Genomic DNA, 19590 nt, shown 5'->3' on the forward strand with positions numbered 1-19590 from the left:
GCCGATCATGAAGGAATTGTCCACGAGTGAGCTTGGAAGGCGCGTCCTCCAACTCATCGTCAGTCTGTTCATACTGCTTTGCGTCACCTTCGTGATCGGCCGCGTCATGCCCGCCGATCCCGTCGGCGCAGTGGTCGGCGAGCTTGCCGACCCTGCCGCCTACGCGGCGATGCGCGCGCGCCTTGGGCTTGATCTGCCACTTTATCAGCAGTTCTTCATTTATCTGACGGGCTTGCTGCAGGGTGATTTCGGAACGGCAATCCTGACTGGCAATCCCGTTTCGAAGGATCTGGCGCAGGCATTTCCGGCAACGTTTGAGCTTGCCACCCTGGCGGTCATCATATCGACATTCATAGGTGTGCCGCTCGGACTTGCGGCAGCACTTTTCCGCGACAGCTGGATCGACAAGACGGCGCGGGTCGTGGCTCTCGTCGGTCATTCGATACCGGTCTTCTGGTTCGGTATCGTCGGGTTGGTAATTTTCTATGCCGGGCTTAACTGGGTCGGCGGTCCGGGCAGGGTCGATGTCTATTACGAGGGTATCGTAACCCCAAGGACCGGTCTGATGCTGTTGGACAGCCTGCTTGAAGGCGAGCCCGAAATTTTCTGGAATGCGCTCTCGCACATCATTCTGCCAGCCATCATCCTTGCTTACGCCGCGATGGCATACATCACCCGCATGACCCGCAGCTTTACACTTGAGCAGCTCAATCAGGACTACGTCATCGCAGCGCGAGCCAAAGGGGTCGGGCCGGCGAATACGGTGATCGGTCATGTTCTGCCGAACATTGCCGTGCAGCTGATCACCGTCCTTGCGATTTCCTATGGAAATCTTCTGGAAAGGCGCCGTCGTGACCGAGATCGTCTTCTCATGGCCGGGGATCGGACAATACATGACGAATGCGTTGATGATCGGCGATATGAACGCCATCCTGGCCGCAACAATCATCGTTGGCTTCATCTTCATGTTCCTCAACTTTGTAGCAGACATTGCCTATGCGCTGCTTGATCCGCGCACCCGGGAGGCCACGCAATGACCGACGCGCTTCACTCTCAAAGCGAGATCAGGCGGCCGCCAATCCCGGCCCGCATCGCCGCCTCGCTCGCTCGCGCCGGACGTCAGCTTGCCGACGAGCCGCTCGGTCTCTCCGGCTTCCTCATCCTCGCCGTGCTTTGCATCGTCGCAATCATTGCGCCGGCGCTTGCGCCTTATGATCCAAATGTCCAAATGCTGAGTGATGCACTGCAGCCGCCCAGCCTTGCACATCTTGCAGGGACAGATGAGTTTGGACGCGATATCTTCAGCCGCCTCGTCTATGGGACAAGGATCACCATTCAGACTGTTCTCTCGATATCCATAATTGTCGGCCCTGTGGGTTTGCTCATCGGCATCGTATCCGGCTTTTTCGGCGGTCGGACAGACGCAATCTTGATGCGTGCAACCGATATCGTCCTGTCCTTTCCCTCGCTGATCCTTGCCCTTGCATTTGCCGCCGCCCTTGGAGCGGGATTGAACACGGCGATCATCGCGATCTCCTTAACGGCCTGGCCGCCGATTGCCCGGCTTGCCCGAGCCGAGGCCTTGGTCGTCCGCAACGCCGATTACGTCGCCGCAGCCCGCCTTTATGGAGCGTCTTCGTTGAGAATATTGCTTCTCTACATCGCACCCATGTGCGTCCCGTCGGTGATCGTGCGCCTGACGCTCAATATGGCCGGCATCATCCTGACGGCGGCATCGCTCGGCTTCCTCGGGCTTGGCGCGCAGCCGCCGGCGCCCGAATGGGGCGCGATGATATCAAGCGGACGCAAGTTCATGCTCGATTACTGGTGGGTTGCCGTCATGCCGGGCATTGCCATCTTGCTCACGAGCCTCGCCTTCAACATCGCCGGCGATACGCTGCGCGATATCCTGGATCCGCGCCATGCAAGATCGTGAAACCTCAACAATCCTTTCCGTCCGGAATTTGAACGTGCGCTTTGGGCGCAGTTCAATACCGGCCGTAAGCGAAGTCAGCTTCGACCTGGGGCGGGAAAGGCTAGGAATTGTGGGCGAATCCGGTTCCGGAAAATCGACAACCGGACGGGCGATCATGCGCCTTCTTTCGCCGAGCGCCGCGATCTCGGCGGAGCGTTTCGATCTTGCCGGCAGTCCGCTGCTTGAAAAGAGCGAACGACAGATGGGTGCACTGCGCGGCAAGGAGATGGCGCTTATCATGCAAGATCCACGCTATTCGCTTAATCCGGTGCTGACCATCGGCAGGCAGGTGGCGGAGGCGGCAAGGCTTCATCTTGGCCTTGGTCGCGCTCAAGCGATGGAGAGTGCAAGAAGCATGCTCCAACGCGTCAGGATCAGTGATGCAGACCGCGTCATGGCACTTTACCCGCATCAGATATCCGGTGGCATGGGTCAGCGCGTGATGATTGCGATGATGCTGCTTGCCAAGCCGAAGCTGGTCATTGCCGACGAGCCTACGTCGGCACTCGATGTCAGTGTCAGGAAGGACGTCCTCGTCCTGCTCGACGAACTGGTGCGGGAAAATGATTCCGGCCTCATCCTCATCAGCCACGATATCCGCATGGTCGCGGCTTTCTGCCAGCGGATCCTGGTCATGTATGCGGGTCGTGTCGTTGAAACGCTCACGAGCCTCGATGACGCCCGGCATCCCTATACCCGTGGCCTGATTGCGGCGCTTCCCGACCCCCTTCATCCGGTCCGCAGACTGAAAGTACTGGACAGGAAGGCATTGGAAGCAGAGGCGGCGCAATGATCAGGATCAGCAATCTCGATGTTGTCTATGGTGCGGGCAAAACGCGCAACCACGTCGTAAGAGGGGTAGGCTTTGAGGTCGGCAAGGGCGAAACGCTTGGCATCGTCGGGGAATCCGGCTGCGGCAAATCAACGGTCCTGCGGGCTCTGGCCGGTATCGAGCAGGGATGGACGGGTTCAATAGAACTCGACGGCAAGGCAATCGGAAAGATCCGGTCGCGAAATGAGCTGAAGTGCGCTCAAATGGTGTTTCAGGATCCCTATGGTTCGCTTCACCCGCGTCATCGCATCGGGACGGCCCTGGCCGAGCCTCTCCGCTCGATGGGACACGGTGATGGCTGGTCTGCCGTTCAAAAGGCGCTACGGCAGGTGGGACTGCCCGACAGCTTTGCCAACCGGTTTCCCCATGAATTGTCGGGAGGCCAGCGTCAGCGCGTTGCCATTGCGCGGGCGCTTATCCTGTCGCCGCCAATCCTGCTGCTCGATGAGCCAACCTCGGCACTCGACGTCTCCGTTCAGGCCGAGATCCTCAATCTTCTTGCAGACAAGCGCGACGAGCATGGGCTGACCTATGTGCTCGTGAGCCACGATCTCGCAGTGATCGCGCACATGTGCGACAGGGTGCTTATCATGAAAGATGGTGCTTTCGTCGATGAACTGACGAAAGCCGATCTTCAATCAGGCGTCACCCATGCCGATTACTCACGCGAACTTTTCGAGGCAAGTTTTCTCTGATTCCGGCTCGACGAGCCGGCTATGCGCCGAATCTGTGCGCCGCGCCTTCCACCGGACTTGCCGAAACGGTGGCACCTGTTGCAAAGGCGGTCTCTCCTTCGGCGCGCACCACCATTTCGCCGATTTGCGGAACATCCAGATAGAGGATGGCATCGGCGCCGAGGCAACTCGATATGTCTAACCCTGCCTTGCCACGCGCCTTTAGCTTGGGAAAGGCGAATATGCTCGGGTCGGACCCGTAGGTCTGGCACCCGAAGCGCTGCGCAACCTCGCCGGTATAAGGTTCATCTTCGCGCTGCCGATAAAGCCCGCGACGAAGGGCGTCGCCGGCTTGCGGCAGAGTTCCATCGGGCTGCCCACCTGCTCGACCTTGCCACCGTTCAAGACGACGATCTTGTCGGCCATCGTCATCGCCTCGACTTGGTCATGGGTAACGTAGATCATGGTTGTCTTCAGGCGGGTATGGAGTTCTGCAATCTCAAGCCGCATTTGGGCTCGCAAAGATGCGTCGAGGTTCGAGAGCGGCTCGTCGAACAGGAAGACCTTCGGATCACGAACGATCGCGCGGCCGATGGCAACGCGCTGCCTTTGCCCGCCGGAAAGCGCCTTCGGCTTGCGGTCGAGAGTTTGCCCGCAAATGGGTCAATGACGATGCTGCCGTTGCGAGCTGCAGCCTGAACCATTCGTTTAAGAAGTCCGCCGAACAGCTTATTTCTAAACCATTTTCCGAGATTCCTTCGAAGGAAATGCAACGCAGAATCTCGCTGCCCCTCGGCCGTTTCTCCTTTATGCGTAAGAATAGATCTTTGCGGTCGCAGCAGTTGAAAAGCACCTATAAGGACGCAGCGGCCGACAAAGGTGCTGCGTGCACGGCGTGTTGCCGGGCGGCGAAAACGTGACCGACTGCGATCAGGACGGGGTTTTCGTAGCCGATCTCGCTGATGCCTTCGCCAAGACCTGCAAGGTTCCCGTGCCACTGACGCTGCGTCGTGCGGCTCACGTCGCTCATGATGACGGCTGGCGTTTCGGGCGACAGGCCTTCGGCGATCAGCCGGTCGGCAATGAGCGGCGCTGTTCTCCCGCCCATATAAAAGACGGTGGTCGTATGCGGATCGGCAGCGGTGGTCCAATCGACATCCATCGGCAATCCGCCATGGCGGGAATGGCCGGTGATGAAGCGTACAGACTGGGCATGCTCGCGATGGGTCAGCGAAATGCCGAGGCGTGAGGCCATAGCGCTTGCGGCCGTGATGCCGGGAATGACGTCGACCGGAATGTTTTCGCGATCAAGATGAGCGATCTCTTCGCCGGCGCGGCCGAAGATCATGGGATCGCCGGCCTTGAGGCGGACGACGCGCTTGCCCGCCTTTGCGAGTTTTACCATCATCGCGTTGATGTCTTCCTGGCGGCAGCTGCTGCGGCCGCCGCGCTTGCCGACCAGCATGCGCTTGGCCTCGCGGCGCGCGAGTTCCAGCACCTCGGCGGAAACGAGATCATCGAAAAGGATAACGTCGGCGGCCTGCAGCGCGCGAACCGCCTTCAGCGTCAGAAGCTCGGCATCGCCAGGGCCCGCGCCGACGAGAGTGACGCGTCCGGTTGTGCTTGTTGTGGATTTCAAGCCCCGAGCAGCAAGCAAAAGCTGCGCCTCGGCCTGGTTGACAGCAGAACCGTCGAAAGCCATGTCGGCGAATTTTTCCCAGAAAAGTCGCCGCGCGGAAGCGGTTTCAAGGAGCCCGTTGACCCTGCCGCGTATCGACTGGGCAAGTCCAGCCCAGGATTTCAGCGTGCGCGGGAGCAAGGTCTCGATCTTGCGGCGGATGGTCTGGGCAAGAATGGGTGCTGCGCCATCCGTCGAGATTGCAACAACGACGGGGGAGCGGTTGACGATAGATCCGAACTGGAACTGGCAGAAATCCGGCTTGTCGATGACATTGACCGGAACGCCCGTCGCGCATGCCGCGTCGAAGAAGCGCCTGGCTTCAATCTCGTCGTCGCAGTCGGCAATTGCAATGGCAGCGCCGGTCAGACCTTCCATCTGCCAGTGCCCCGGATGATGGATCAGTCTGGCCGCGGCGTGCTCGAGATTGCGGGCGAGAAGCGCCTTGAAGGTGCCGCTCAGCGTTTCGGCGTAGATTTCGACATGAGCGCCGCAGGCAGCAAGAAGTTCCGCCTTCCAGGCGCAGGCGTCGGAGCCGCCGGCCACCACGCACCGCTTGCCTTCAAGCGCCCAGAAGACGGGCAGCTTTGCAAGCGGCTCCATGCGGGCGGGATTGTCATTCCGCGGCTGCTGCAAGACATCCATCGATGATCCCCTTGATTTCGGCGCGGCACGAGCCGCAGTTGGTGCCGGCGTTGAGCTCTTTACCGACTGCCTCGACGCTGCGGCAGCCGCCGCGGACCGCCGCTACGATCTGATTGACGCCGACGGCGAAGCAGGAACAGACCGTGGCACCTGGGTCCGGCTTGTCGGCGCCCGGCCGGCCGGCGACAAGAGCAAAGCGCTTGCGCAAGTCGCCATGGTCGGCGGCAAGCTGTGAGATCGCCCAGCTGCGAGCGACGGCGACCGGTTCGCGGGCGAGGAACAGCGCAGCAAAAAGGCGCGTGCCGTCGAAGAAGGCGAGCCGCAGATCGCCGGATTGCTGATCCGCGTAGCCGAGCGGCTCGATCTCGGCAGGAATACCAAAGGTGCTGCGGCACCAGCCGCACCAGTCTTCGACCGCGTGGTCGAAGGCGAGTTCCAGTCGCCAGCCGCCATCTGCTTTCGCCAAGGCCCAATAGGCGGCGCCAAGGTTTTGCGGTTTGCCCGCCGAGACTGCAAAGCCGTAGCGGGCTGCCTTCAATGGCCGGGCGGCGACGGCGACGTTCTTGGAGGCAGGCTGGCCGGAGAACGGATCGGTGAGCGGGGCAACCACTGCGTCGATGCGAGCCTTGGCGGCAAACTGATCGTTCCAGTGCATGGGTACGAAAATGCTGCCGCGGGCCTGGCGTTCGGTGATCAGCGCGCGCACGACGGCCTTTCCCTGCGGGCTTTCAATTTTGACCAGACCGGCATTGCCGACACCGATTTCCATCGCATCTCGGGGGTGTAGTTCGGCAAAGGGTTCGGCGATATGGGCGGAAAGGCGCGCACTTTTGCCAGTGCGCGTCATCGTGTGCCACTGGTCTCGGATACGTCCCGTGTTAAGCGTGAAGGGGTAGTCGGCGCTGGTGCGGTCGGATGCGGGCGGTTCGACCGGCACGAAGCGTGCCTTGCGATCGGGATGAAAAAAGCTGCCCTTCGCAAAGAAGCGGGTCACAGTCCTCTCGTCGCCGACGGGCTGCGGCCACTGAAAGGGTGTCATCGCGTCGTAGGCAGCTTTCTCGATGCCGGCATAGGCGCCGATGTCGAAATCGCGGTTGCCACTGTTTTCGAAGGCCGAAAGCGCTGCGTGCTCATCGAAAATGTCTGACGGAGAGGCAAAGGCGAACGCATCGGCAAAACCCATGCGGCGTGCGACCTCGGCCAATTGCCACCAATCCGCGCGCGCATCGCCGGGGGCGTCGATGAAGGAACGCTGGCGCGAAATGCGGCGTTCGGAATTGGTGACTGTACCGCTCTTTTCGCCCCAGCCAAGGGAAGGCAGCAATACGTGGGCATGGCGGGCGGTGTCGGTCGTCTTGAGGATATCCGAGACGACGACGAACGGGCAGGCCTTGATCGCCGTCTCGACGGCATCGGCATCCGGCAGCGAGACCACCGGGTTCGTCGCCATGATCCAGAGCGCCTTGATGCGGCCGTCGCCGACTGCCTCGAACATGTCGACGGCCTTCAGACCCGGCTTTTCGGCAATCGCCGGCGACTGCCAGAAGCGTTGCACGCGATCGCGGTCTTGTGCGCTCTCAATCGCCATGTGGGCGGCAAGCATGTTTGCCAAGCCGCCAACCTCACGGCCGCCCATCGCGTTCGGCTGGCCCGTCAGCGAGAAGGGACCCATGCCCGGCTTGCCGATGCGTCCGGTGGCGAGGTGACAGTTGATGATGGCGTTGACCTTATCGGTCCCTGACGAGGATTGGTTGACGCCCTGGCTGTAGCAGGTGACGGCCTTCTCGGTCGCCGCGAAGAGGCGATAGAATTCGCGAAGCTGCATTGCCGGTAAGCCGGTCAGTTCCAGGACCTCGTTGAAGGAGACACCAGAGGCGGATGCAAAAGCCTCGGCAAAGCCGTTCGTGTGTTCGGCTACATAATTCTGGTCGATGGCATTGTTTGCGATCAGGTGCTCGAAGAGGCCGAGGAAAAGAGCGACATCGCTGTCTGGCCGGATCGCTAGGTGCAGATCTGCGATGTCGGCAGTCATCGTCCGGCGCGGATCGATGACGACGACCTTCATGCCGGGACGCGCCGCCTTGGCGGCCGCCAGCCGCTGATAGATGACAGGATGGCACCAGGCGAGGTTGGACCCGGTAAGGATGACCAGATCGGCCAGTTCCAGATCCTCATAGGTCCCGGGCACAGTATCGGTGCCGAAGGCGCGGCGGTGGCCGGCGACGGAAGATGACATGCACAGGCGCGAGTTGGTGTCGATGTTGGCCGAGCCGATGAAACCCTTCATCAGCTTGTTGGCGACGTAATAGTCCTCGGTCAGCAGCTGGCCGGAGACATAAAAGGCGACGGAGTCAGGCCCGTGCTCGGCAATGGAATCCGAAAAGCGCTGCGCCACGAGATCAAGAGCCTCATTCCATCCGGCCCGCCGTCCCGCGATCTCCGGATGCAATACGCGTCCGTCGAGATCGATCGTTTCGGCGAGCGCCGAGCCCTTCGAGCACAGCCGCCCGAAATTGGCCGGATGGTCCGGGTCGCCCATGACGGACACATTGCCGTCATCTGCGATCTTGGCGATCACCCCGCAGCCGACGCCGCAGTAGGGACAGGTTGTCTTGATCTCTTCTGCCATCTATTCCGCCGCCATCATCAAGCTTTCGAGGGCAATGAAGAGCGCGCCGTCCTGGTTGCGGACCGGAATGGTCCGCACCGCGCCGTCATCGGCGCCAAGCGCCTTGCCGGTTTCGAGCGAGATGACCCAGTTGTGCAGCGGGCAGGTGACCGCCTTGGCATGCACGATACCCTGGCTGAGAGGGCCGCCCTTGTGGGGGCAGTGATCTTCTATGGCGAAGACTTCGTTTTCAGCCGTCCGGAAGACGGCGATCTTGCCCTGCGGCGTCTTCACGCAGCGCGCTCCGCGCAGCGGGATGTCGGAGATATCACCGATCGCAATCCAGTTCATGTTGATCTCCTTACTCTGCAGCCTGCGGATAGCCGATCGTCGCCATCGGCTTGAATTCATGCTTATCCTTGCCGGAAACACGCTCCGACCAGGGATCGACCTGGGCGAATTTCTGGCTGAACACGAAGCGGTCGAAATAGGCCTTGCGCTTTTCGGCATCGCCCATGATCTGGCGACGAATCTCGTCGAGGCCGATGCGCTTGGCCCACTTGTAAATGCGCTCGAGATAACGTGCCTGCTCCCGGTACATCTGCGTCAGCGCAACGATATGCTCCAACGCTTCGTCATCGGTCTTGACGAGACCGAGGATCTCGGTGCCCTTGATGTCGAGACCGGCCGCACCGGCGAAGTGAATTTCGTAGCCGGAATCCACGCAGATGACGCCGACATCCTTGCAGGTCGCCTCCGCGCAGTTGCGCGGACATCCGGAGACAGCCATCTTTAGCTTTGCCGGCGTCCAGGAGCCCCACATGAACTTTTCAATGCGGATGCCGAGCCCGGTTGAATCCTGCGTGCCGAAGCGGCACCAGTCGGAGCCGACACAGGTCTTTACCGTGCGCAGGCCCTTGGCATAGGCCTGACCGGAGACGAAGCCTGCCTTGCCGAGATCGGCCCAGACGGCCGGAAGGTCCTCTTTCTCGACGCCGAGCAGGTCGATGCGCTGGCCCCCGGTGACCTTCACCATCGGGATTTCGAACTTGTCGACCACGTCGGCGATGGCCCGCAGCTCCTTGGAGCTGGTAACACCGCCCCACATGCGCGGCACCACCGAATAAGTGCCGTCCTTCTGGATGTTGGCGTGGACGCGCTCGTTGATGAAGCGCGACTGATAATCGTCGGCATATTCGTCCGGCCAGTCGCAGACGAGGTAGTAGTTGAGCGCTGGACGGCACTTGGCACAACCGCAGGATGTCTTCCACTCCAGCTCCTGCATGACGGCAGGAATGGTCTTCAGCCCCTTGGCCTTGATCAGGCGTCGGACGTCGTCATGGCCAAGTTCGGTGCAGGTGCACATCGGCTGTACGGCGGCAGGGTTATAGCTATCGCCGAGCGTCAGCGCCATCAATTGCTCAACGAGGCCGGTACAGGAGCCGCAGGACGCCGACGCCTTTGTGTGGGCGCGCACGTCGTCCAGCGAGGTCAGCCCCTTGGCCGTGATCGTCGAGGTGATTTTGCCCTTGCATACGCCGTTGCAGCCACAGATTTCCGCGTCATCCGGCAAGGCTGCAACGGCCGCCATAGGGTCCAGTGGGGACCCTCCCTGGTAGGCCTGTCCGAAGATCAGCGTCTCGCGCATCTCGGAAATATCGGTCTGCTTCTTCTTGAGATCGTTGAACCAGGCGCCGTCTGCGGTTTCGCCGTAGAGCACAGTTCCGATGATCTTGTTATCCTTCAGCACCAGGCGCTTGTAGACACCAGCCGAAGCGTCGCGAAGGACGATCTCCTCGCGGTCGTCGCCGTCGGCGAAATCGCCAAGCGAGTAGAGCTCGATGCCGGTGACCTTGAGCTTGGTCGGGGTGTCGGAGTGAACGAAGGTCGCCGAGGTGTCGCCGCAGAGGTGGGCTGCGGCAACGCGGGCCATTTCGTAGAGCGGAGCGACGAGACCGTAGACCTGTCCACCGACTTCTGCGCATTCGCCGAGCGCCATGATGCTGCCGTCCGAGGTCTGCATGCCGTTATCGACGACGATGCCGCGATTGACCGCGATGCCAGCCTCTTTCGCCAGGCCGACATTCGGACGGATGCCGACGGCCATGACGACGAGCGTGGCCGGAATGATCCGTCCGTCGTCGAGCTCGATGCCCTCGACCCTGCCATCACCGATGATTGCCTTGGTATTGGCCTTGGTGATGACCTTGATGCCGCGCTCCTCGACTGCCCTTTGCAGCAGATAGCCGGCCGCAGGATCGAGCTGACGCTCCATCAGCGTCGGCATGACATGCAGCACGGTCACGTCCATGCCACGCTGGGCAAGGCCGGCTGCCGCCTCAAGACCGAGCAGGCCGCCGCCGATGACGATCGCCTTTTCGCGTGACTGGGCAGCAAGCAGCATTGCCTGCACGTCGTCGAGGTCGCGGTAGGTAATGACGCCAGGTAGATCCTTGCCGGGAACCGGAATGATGAAGGGCACGGAGCCGGTGGCGATCACCAGCTTGTCGTAGCTTTCGGTGACGCCGTGGTCGGAGGTCACGGTCTTCGCGTGCCGATCGATCGCAACGATCTTGTGGCCCTTGTAGAGCGTGATGCCGTGCTTGATGTACCAGCCGTCGCCGTGAATGATGATCTGCTCATAGTCCTTTTCTCCGGAAAGAACAGGAGAGAGCATGATGCGGTCATAATTGACGCGCGGCTCGGCGTTGAAGATTGTGACCTCGTATTGGCCTGGGGCCGTTTCGAAGAGGTGCTCGAGCATGCGCCCGGGCGCCATGCCGTTGCCGATGATAACGAGTTTTTCTGTCATAGTTACAAGTCCTTAGATTAGGTTGCCGCCACTGCAGGCACGGCGTGCCCCTGGCGTGACAGGTGCTTTACGGACAGGTGCATCCAGATGAGCGACGTCACGACGATCGCAAAGAGCAGCAGGAAGCAGCTGGACCAAAGGCCGGTGATGTCCTTGAGCAGGCCGAAAGCGATCGGAAGGATGAAACCGCCAAGGCCGCCCATCATCCCGACGACGCCGCCGACTGCGCCGACGCTTTCTGGATAGTAGGCCGGAATGTGCTTGTAGACGGCTGCTTTGCCGAGGCTCATGAAGAACCCGAGCACGAAGATGACGATGATGAAGATTGCTGGCGTGATACCAAACGCAGGCCCGGGTCCCGATGGAGATGCAGCCGGTAGAGACAGGATGAGGGTGGCGGCGGCGGAAACGGCCAGCATCGCGTACATCACGCTTCTTGCGCCCTTCTTGTCGGATAGAACGCCGCCGAATGCTCTAAAGATGCTGCCTGGCACGGAATAGGCCGCGGCAATCATGCCGGCGATTTCCAGATTGAATCCGTAGACACCGACCAGATAACGCGGCAACCACAAAGACAGGGCGACAAAGCCGCCGAAGGCGAAAAAATAATAAAGCGAGAAACGCCAGACCTGGATGTTCTTGAGAGGAGCGAATTCTTCGAGGAAGCTCTTAGAGGCGACGCCGCGACAGCGGCGGTCGCGAAAGGCCGGGTCGTCGGTGGTCGAAAACCAGAAGACGATTGCCATCGCCACAAGAACGAGAGCCCAGATTTCAGCAACCGCCTGCCATCCCCAGGCGATGAGCACGAAGGGCGCCGCGAACTTGGTAACCGCGGCTCCGACATTGCCGGCGCCGAAAATCCCGAGCGCGGTTCCCTGCTTTTCTGGCGGAAAGAACGGCGAGACATATGCGACACCAACTGCGAAGGAACCACCGGCGAGGCCGATCCCGAGTCCTGCGATCAGCATTTCTGTGTAGCTTGTTGCGTAGGAGAGCAGGAAAGTCGCTATGGCCGCTGCCACCATGGTGAGCGTGTAGACCAGACGACCGCCGTAGCGGCTCGTCCATATGCCAAGCACGATCCGGACGAGCGAGCCGGTCAACACAGGGGTGCCCACCAGCAATCCGAATTCTGCCTCGTTGAGGCCGAGTTCCTGTTTGATACGAACGCCTATAATCGCAAAGATCGTCCAGACGGCGAAGCAAACGGTGAAGGCGACCGTCGAAATCCACAATGCTCTGGCTGGCTCGCCAGCAGACATAGACTGGGGTTTCTCAGAAAAAGGCATGGCTTCTCCAGGGCCCGACAATGTCGTGCCAATCCATCATTGAGAGTTAAAACAAAAAGCCGCTGGCCAGGTCGCGCACACGAATGCGCGGGATATCCTGATCAGCGGCTTTGCCTGAGGCGCCCGTCTTTGGACGCCGAAACATGCGACCTTTCGGCCTCGTGATTATCAATGCAAGAGGCGTGCCAATTCGAAATCTAGGCGAATTTCGTCTTTTCTCTCCGCAAGTCAGCCTTTTTGGTCAGGATGACTAGGGCGAGACCGCCGGTTCCTTCGGCCAAAAATTATGCAATGCATAGAAAATAGGCGTCATGCTATGCCTGCTTTTGAGCAGCAATATACGCATCGACGCAATCGGGATCAAAGAGATTGCCGTCGAAAAAGCCATCCGGACCGAGCGTCATCGTGCCGCTGGAGCCAACTGGCGTTTCCATGCGCAAGGCGCCCTCAACCTTCGAACTTGCAGCCGGCATTGCAACGCCGAGCGCCTTTAGAGCATTGCGGTAGATATCCGGCCGGTAGGTGTTGCCGGCCACGTTCTGGTGGGCCGCGGTGTGATCGACGTGGCCCCAGCGGACCATCTGCGTGTAGAACCAAAGGGCGTGGCTCTTCCATGGAAACGTCGCCGCCTTGGCGTGCGGGACGAAGAAGTCGCTGACCGTCTGCGTTGCGTTGCGGCCAACTTTAAGCACGCCGGTGACGGATGGACGCAGCCACTCTGCCGGGCTGTTGATATAGGCCGGACCCGAAAGCAATAGGGCAAGCTCTTCATGATTGGCGGGGTCGGCGCACCAGAGTGAGGCATTGTAAAGCGCTCGCAGGAGGGCCACGAGTGCGTCAGGATGGCTATCGCCCCAGCGACTGTTCACGCCCAGCACCTTTTCGGGACTGGATTTCCAGATCGCCGCCTTGACGGTTGCAAGGTGCGCGCCGCGTTTGAGGACGCCGAAGGTATTCCACGGTTCTCCAGCACAATAGCCGTCGATCAGACCGGACCTCAGCGCGTCACCCATATCCTGCGGCGGAAGGGTCACGATCTCGATCTCGTGGTCTGGGTCGATACCGCTTCCAGAAAGCCAGTAGCGCAATTCGTAGTTATGTCCGGAGTAGGGGTGTACGATACCGAAACGAAGCCTGTCGCCTGCCCGCTGCGAAATCACTTTTTTCAGCGCCGCACCGCTTGAGCGCGCATCAAGTGCATCGGCTGCGCCATCGTCGGCCATTTCCCGCCACAAGGCGCCCGAAACGGTGACGGCATTTCCGCCAAGCCCAAGCGCCATGGGTACGATCATGCGCGGCGCGGGGGCCATGAGACCGAGATTGCAGGCGATCGGCATGGGGGCAAGAATATGAGCGACTTCGAAATGGCCGACCGCCAGCCTGTCCCTGATCGTTGCCCAGGATCGCTCCCGCACGAGCGTGAGGGCCACTTCCTGCGCTTCAGCAAAGCCCTTCTCTTTGGCGACGACGAGCAGCGCGCTGTCGAGAAGCGGAACGAAGCCCGCGGTGATGTCATGCCTGTTCCTCATACGTCCGCTCCAGGATCAAGCAGGTTTGCCGCGGTGACGAGGCTTTGAGCGATCTCGACGACTTTCCTGTTCTGGTTCATAGCCGTGCGCCGCAATAGCGCGTAAGCTTCCTCTTCCGACAGCCCGCGGGTGCGCATCAGCAACCCCTTGGCGCGATCGATCAGTTTGCGTTTTTCCAACTCGCCGCGAGTTTCTTCCAGCTCTCGACTCAATCGCGCAAACGCATTGAAACGACTGATCGCCATCTTGAGGATGGGTCGGACCCGTTCCTGCTTCAGGCCATCAACGATATATGCGGAAACCCCTGCCTCGACCGCAGCTTCGATCGAGGCTTCATCGGACTTGTCCACGAACATGGCGATGGGCCTCTTCACCGCACGCGATATCTGGAAGATGCTCTCCAACATGTCGCGGTTGGGGTTTTCGAGATCGATGACGATCACATCGGGATTGATCTCGGTGATGCGCCTGGCAAGACCATTCATGTCATCGATGATCGTGACCCTGTCATAACCGGCCTCGCGCAAACCGTCCTCGATGATGGACGCACGAATGCGGTTCTCATCAATGACCAGAACATTCAGACTGTTAGCTTTCATGAGACCGCGCCACGGGTTACTGGCATTCATTCGCTACAGGCGCGCCGATGGTGCAGGAGCCAACGGACACGACGCCGCAGATGCGCGAATACAGCCACAAAATCAAGCAGTATCTTGGCTGCCTGATCTCATGCTCTGCCCGCGCGAACGGGGTCCGTCCCTAGCCGAGTGGTCGAACACGGCATCTGCACAGCGGTAATCGTTGTAAGTTACTCCGCGGCTTCAACGAAGCGGTGACGTTCGTAAAGAAACTTCAAAACGGCCTCGCGGCACTTGAGATAAGTGCGGTCCGAAGCGAGTTCGATGCGGTTGCGGGGCTTCTCGATCGGCACATCGAGGATTTCACCGATCTTGGCCGCTGGCCCGTTGGTCATCATCACGATGCGGTCAGAGAGCAGCACGGCCTCGTCGACATCGTGGGTGATCATCACCATCGTGTTGCCGAGACGTGCGTGGATGTCCATCACCGCATCCTGCAGATGGGCACGCGTTAGCGCGTCGAGCGCACCGAAGGGTTCGTCGAGCAGGAGGATCTTCGGCTCCATCGACAACGCACGGGCGATGCCGACACGCTGCTTCATGCCGCCGGAAATCTCAGAAGGCCGCTTGTCCTTGGCGTGGGCCATCTGGACGAGATCAAGATTGGCCATGACCCATTCGTGACGCTCCGCCCTGCTCTTTGAGCTGCTGAAGACCTTGGAAACGGCCAGGTTGACGTTTTCATAGACGGTGAGCCAGGGAAGCAGGCTGTGGTTTTGGAACACGACGGCGCGTTCGGGACCGGGCGCATTGACTTCCCGGTTTTCGAGAAGCACTGCACCGGCCGAAACTGGCGTTAAGCCGGCGATCAGGTTCAAAAGCGTGGATTTACCGCAGCCGGAGTGGCCGATGATCGATACGAACTCACCCTTGGCAATCGTCAGGTTGATGCCCTTCAGCACTTCGGCGCGCGTTCCGGCCCGGTCAAAATGCTTGTCGATATGGTCGAGCTTGAGATAGGCAGTCATGATCGTTCCTCTCAGTTGGCCGAAGCGCCGCGGGTGATCAGTCGGCCTGCGGCGGCCACCAGCTTGTCGAGCGCGAAACCGACGACGCCGATATAGGCCAGGGCGACGATGATGTCTGGCAGGCGCGACGAGTTCCACGCATCCCAGATGAAGAAGCCGATACCGACGCCGCCGGTCAGCATCTCGGCTGCGACGATGGCAAGCCACGACAGACCGACGCCGATACGAAGGCCGGTAAAGATGTAGGGCGCAGCCGATGGTAGCATGATCTTGAAGAAGAATTCGAAATGGTTGAGCCGCAGCACCTGTGCCACGTTGCGATAGTCCTGGGGGATATTGCGCACGCCAACGGCCGTGTTGATGATCACCGGCCAGATGGAGGTGATGAAGATCACGAAGATTGCTGAAGGATTGGAATCCTGGAAGGCAGCGAGCGACAGCGGCAGCCAGGCAAGTGGCGGGACGGTGCGCAATACCTGAAAGATCGGGTCGAGCCCGCGCATGGCCCAGACCGATTGGCCAATGACGGCGCCGATGACGACACCCGAGATTGCGGCAAGGCCGAAGCCGTAGGCGACGCGCTGCAGCGAGATGATGACGCGCCAGCCAAGCCCGATGTCCTGGGAGCCGTAGTTGAAGAACGGATAAGCGATCAGATCAAAGCTTTCCTGCCAGACCCGGTGCGGAGAGGGCAGCGAGGCGTCGGGCGACGAACAGAGCACCTGCCAGATGGTCAGAATGATCGTAAGCACGACAAGCGGCGGCACGATGCTGCGCGCGGCCACCATCGCAACGCCGCGGACATTGATCCGGGGCGCCGGTTGTCTTGCAAGGCGGACGACATTTGCGGCCTTCGGCGCAGTCTTTGCCGGTATGGGTTCTTTCTTTGCCAGGGCGGACATGAGGCGCTCCTCGTCGTGAACAAAAGGCCGGCGCGCCTGTGACGCGCCGGAGGTGGGGATCAGGATGCGGCCTTGATGGCAAGGCTATCGAGATAGGCGGACGGATTTTCCGGATCGAAGACCTTGCCGTCAAAGAAGGTTTCCTTGCCCCGGGACGGAGAAGACGGAATGTCGGCGGCGGCGACACCCAGCGCCTTGGCCGCATCGCGCCAGAGATCCTCCCGGTTGACCTGGTCGACGAGAGCCTTGATGTCGGTGTCAGGTGCGAACTTGCCCCAGCGGACGTTCTCGGCCATGAACCAGGTGTCGTGGCTCTTGAAGGGGTAGGAGGCGCCGCCTGCCCAGAATTTCATGTAAAGATCGGTGCCATGGGCGACACGGCCGTTGCCGTAGTTGATGTCACCCTTGAGGCGGCCGAGGATGTCCTTCGGCGGCACGTTGAACCATTGGCGCTTGCCGAGGATTGTCGCCATCTCCTCCTTGTTGTCCATGCTGTCGCACCATTGCTGGGCTTCCATCACGGCCATCAGCAGGGCTCTTGTGGCATTCGGGTTCTTCTCGACCCAGTCGGCGCGCATGCCGAGCGCCTTTTCCGGATGTCCCTTCCAGAGTTCGCCGGTCGTTGCTGCGGTAAAGCCGACGCCCTGATTGACGAGCTGCTCGTTCCACGGCTCGCCGACACAGAAGACATCCATGTTGCCGACCTTCATGTTTGCCACCATCTGCGGCGGCGGCACGACGATGGTCGAGACGTCCTTGTCCGGATCGATGCCGCCGGCGGCAAGCCAGTAGCGGATCCAAAGGTCATGGGTGCCCCCCGGGAAGGTCATTGCGGCCTTCACTTCCTTGCCTTCGGCCTTCTTTTTTTCGAAGGCCGCCTTCAGCTTGGATGCGTCGAGCTGGACGCCGGTATCGGCATATTCCTTGGCGACGGAAATGCCCTGGCTGTCGTAATTCAGGCGGGCGAGCAGGGCCATCGGTACCGGCTGATTGTTCTGGGTCACCTTGCCCGTATGCATCAGATAGGGCAGCGGCGAAAGGATATGGGCGCCGTCGATACCGTTCGAAGCCCCGCCGAGAACCAGATTGTCGCGTGTTGCCCCCCAGGAAGCCTGCTTGGCGACCTCGACATCGGGAAGGCCATGTTTTTCAAAAAGCCCCTTCTCCTTGGCGACGATCAACGCGGCAGCGTCGGTCAGCGCGATGAAGCCGAGTTTGGCGCCCGTGACTTCAGGTGCTGCGGCTGCTGCAAAGGCGCCGGACGGAAAAGCTGTGCGGACTGCGCCGATCAAGGCAGCCGCGGCGGTCGTTTTCAGGAGGCTTCGGCGGCTCATGCCGGTCGTAAGGATCTTGTTCATGCGCTGGTTCCCCTTGTTGGTCGTCGCAGGAATTTTCGGAATAAAAAAACGCCGCCCGGAGATTGCGTCTGCGGGAAGGGAGAGTTCCCGGACAGCAAAGCCCGTGCGACGTCGATGTCTTTTGCAAGCGCTGATCGCGCGCTTTCTCGCCAAGATCGCCATTGATCCGGGCAAGATCACCCTTGCAAGCCGTGTGCCAGTTTTTGATGTGAACTATAGATCATTGAAACTAAATCAAGATCCGCGCTTTAAGCTCATATGCATAATTTTTGAGCTTATGATAGAAATGCTTATATATTATGCAAATGATGTTTCTCATGCGCAGACGGCTGCCAGCCTTTTGTGCAAAGCAGGAGAAATTAGATTTCGGCCACGTCCGGTGCAAAGGGCAGGGTGCTCCTAACCGTAAATCCGCGGACATACTCCACGAGCCGCGCCGGATCGAAAATACGGCCGTCCATGAAGCGGTCGTAGTCGCTGTCGCCTTCGATGCGGATATCGGCGTCCTGAGGCGTGCACGCCTCGCCGAGTGCCGTCCTGTAAAGGTCGGGGCGATAGGCGGAAGCTGCCGCGCGCGCGCTATTCAGGCTGATTGACGCCTGTCCCCAGCGGACCATCTGGCTATAGATCCACAATGCCTGGCTCGGCCGCGGGTAGTTTGCAAAGCCGCCATGGAACATGAAGTAATTGTCGATGACGCGGCGGTTGCCCTTGGCGTCCAGGCTGAACTCGCCGGCAAGCACATATCGGATAATGTCGACGGGTGCCGCAATGTAGCGCTGATCGGCGAGTACCGCGGCCAAGGCATCGTGGTTGCCGGCATGGTCGCACCAGCGCGCTGCCGCATCGAGCGCCACGATCAGCCGGGAGACCGTTTCCGGATGGCTCTGTGCCCAATCCGGCCGCATGCCGACGACCTTTTCCGGGGCTGACGGCCAGATGTCCTGTTTTGTCGCAACGATCCGCCCGACGCCGCGCTCAGACGCCACCATGTTCCACGGCGCGCCGACACAGAAGCCGTCGATCGCGCCGGCGGCCAGAGCGTCGGAGGTGAGCGGCGGGGGGACGACGACGAGCTTCACGTCCTTGTCGGGATCAATGCCGCCTGCGGCCAGCCAGTAGCGGAATTCGTAATTGTGCGAGGAAAAGGGATAGGTCATCCCGAGTGTCGGCACCGGCTCGCCGGTTAGCCGCATCTGGTTCAGCACCAATGCAAAGGCGCGCGCGCTTTCGAGGGCGCCGGCTTTCTCGGAAAGACCTGCGGTTTTGCGCATCCGTTCGAAGAGGCGCGTCGAAAGGGTGATCGCGTTGCCGCCGCGCCCGAGCGAAAAGGGTGTGATGGTCGGCGAGGGGTTCGAGCCCAGTCCAAGCGCTGCCGCAACAGGCATCGGTGAGAGCATATGGGCTATATCGAATTGGCGAAAGGCCAGGCGGTCGCGAACATTCGCCCATGAAACGTCTCTGACGAGATCGAGGGTCAGGCCCTCCTTCTCGGCAAATCCGAATTCTGCGGCCGCAATCAGCACCGAGGCGTCGACCAAGGGAATGAAGCCGGCGCGAAGAACACGCGGGCCTTCGCTGCTGAGCCTTGAGGGCGCTGAGACACGCCCTTGCTGTGTGTCAATTCTCGTCACCGCATTCACTCCGCAGTCCTCCGGACAATCGATTGGCCGTGGCGGCGG

Annotated in this window: 14 protein-coding genes and 2 pseudogenes; 4 read left to right on the plus strand and 12 right to left on the minus strand. The window is 60.5% G+C overall.

All coding sequences use genetic code 11. The features are described 5' to 3' along the window. Window positions 1-7 precede the first annotated feature (7 nt). The 4 genes and pseudogenes from ACZ9DP_RS06385 to ACZ9DP_RS06400 all read left to right on the plus strand — a co-directional run bounded on the left by ACZ9DP_RS06385 (window position 8) and on the right by ACZ9DP_RS06400 (window position 3502). Window positions 8-1037: pseudogene (locus tag ACZ9DP_RS06385) on the plus strand (ABC transporter permease). Further along, entirely contained in the window at window positions 1034-1936 is a 903-nt protein-coding gene (locus ACZ9DP_RS06390; RefSeq protein WP_040115694.1) for an ABC transporter permease, read from the plus strand. Before ACZ9DP_RS06385 ends, ACZ9DP_RS06390 begins: the two are co-directional and overlap by 4 nt. After that, window positions 1923-2768, plus strand: coding sequence for an ABC transporter ATP-binding protein (locus tag ACZ9DP_RS06395; RefSeq protein ID WP_476200835.1), 846 nt, complete (start codon window positions 1923-1925; stop codon window positions 2766-2768). The genes ACZ9DP_RS06390 and ACZ9DP_RS06395 overlap by 14 nt, the downstream gene beginning before the upstream one ends. Next, window positions 2765-3502, plus strand: coding sequence for an ABC transporter ATP-binding protein (locus ACZ9DP_RS06400; protein ID WP_194730979.1), 738 nt, complete (start codon window positions 2765-2767; stop codon window positions 3500-3502). The genes ACZ9DP_RS06395 and ACZ9DP_RS06400 overlap by 4 nt, the downstream gene beginning before the upstream one ends. 19 nt (window positions 3503-3521) lie before the next feature. Here the strand turns inward: ACZ9DP_RS06400 and ACZ9DP_RS06405 are convergent. From ACZ9DP_RS06405 to ACZ9DP_RS06460, 12 genes and pseudogenes are all read right to left on the minus strand, one after another. Continuing rightward, window positions 3522-4132: pseudogene (locus ACZ9DP_RS06405) on the minus strand (ABC transporter ATP-binding protein); the annotation flags it as partial. Window positions 4133-4334: 202 nt separating this feature from the next. Next, window positions 4335-5804 carry a siroheme synthase CysG gene (gene cysG / locus ACZ9DP_RS06410; RefSeq protein WP_476200837.1) on the minus strand — a complete coding sequence of 490 codons (1470 nt, stop codon included), beginning with the start codon at window positions 5802-5804 and terminating at the stop codon, window positions 4335-4337. Further along, on the minus strand, window positions 5776-8433 hold the full coding sequence (locus ACZ9DP_RS06415) for a nitrate reductase (RefSeq protein WP_476200838.1): 2658 nt from the start codon (window positions 8431-8433) through the stop codon (window positions 5776-5778). The genes cysG and ACZ9DP_RS06415 overlap by 29 nt, the downstream gene beginning before the upstream one ends. Continuing rightward, window positions 8434-8763, minus strand: coding sequence for a nitrite reductase small subunit NirD (gene nirD, locus ACZ9DP_RS06420; RefSeq protein ID WP_476200840.1), 330 nt, complete (start codon window positions 8761-8763; stop codon window positions 8434-8436). It abuts the gene before it with no gap. A 10-nt stretch (window positions 8764-8773) separates the two neighbouring features. Further along, window positions 8774-11224: a nitrite reductase large subunit NirB gene (nirB, locus tag ACZ9DP_RS06425; RefSeq protein WP_194730988.1), complete on the minus strand. Its 2451-nt coding sequence runs from the start codon at window positions 11222-11224 to the stop codon at window positions 8774-8776. A 17-nt stretch (window positions 11225-11241) separates the two neighbouring features. After that, window positions 11242-12513, minus strand: a complete 1272-nt coding sequence (locus ACZ9DP_RS06430) for an MFS transporter (protein ID WP_074072124.1) — start codon at window positions 12511-12513, stop codon at window positions 11242-11244. Between the two features lie 314 nt (window positions 12514-12827). Then, window positions 12828-14042, minus strand: coding sequence for a CmpA/NrtA family ABC transporter substrate-binding protein (locus tag ACZ9DP_RS06435; RefSeq protein WP_239600476.1), 1215 nt, complete (start codon window positions 14040-14042; stop codon window positions 12828-12830). After that, window positions 14039-14641, minus strand: a complete 603-nt coding sequence (locus ACZ9DP_RS06440; protein WP_022716198.1) for an ANTAR domain-containing response regulator — start codon at window positions 14639-14641, stop codon at window positions 14039-14041. The genes ACZ9DP_RS06435 and ACZ9DP_RS06440 overlap by 4 nt, the downstream gene beginning before the upstream one ends. A 209-nt stretch (window positions 14642-14850) precedes the next feature. Continuing rightward, window positions 14851-15648 (minus strand): ABC transporter ATP-binding protein, encoded by a 798-nt coding sequence (locus ACZ9DP_RS06445; protein ID WP_074072122.1) that lies wholly within the window; start codon window positions 15646-15648, stop codon window positions 14851-14853. An 11-nt stretch (window positions 15649-15659) separates the two neighbouring features. Next, complete coding sequence (gene ntrB / locus ACZ9DP_RS06450; RefSeq protein WP_074072121.1) at window positions 15660-16550, minus strand: nitrate ABC transporter permease; 891 nt, start codon at window positions 16548-16550, stop codon at window positions 15660-15662. A gap of 59 nt (window positions 16551-16609) precedes the next feature. Continuing rightward, the gene (locus tag ACZ9DP_RS06455; protein ID WP_074073095.1) at window positions 16610-17908 is read right to left on the minus strand and encodes a CmpA/NrtA family ABC transporter substrate-binding protein; all 1299 of its coding nucleotides are present in this window, start codon (window positions 17906-17908) and stop codon (window positions 16610-16612) included. A gap of 359 nt (window positions 17909-18267) precedes the next feature. Then, window positions 18268-19542: a CmpA/NrtA family ABC transporter substrate-binding protein gene (locus ACZ9DP_RS06460; protein ID WP_194730992.1), complete on the minus strand. Its 1275-nt coding sequence runs from the start codon at window positions 19540-19542 to the stop codon at window positions 18268-18270. Window positions 19543-19590 lie beyond the last annotated feature (48 nt).

The sequence above is a fragment of the Rhizobium sp. USDA 4016 genome (assembly GCF_056279705.1).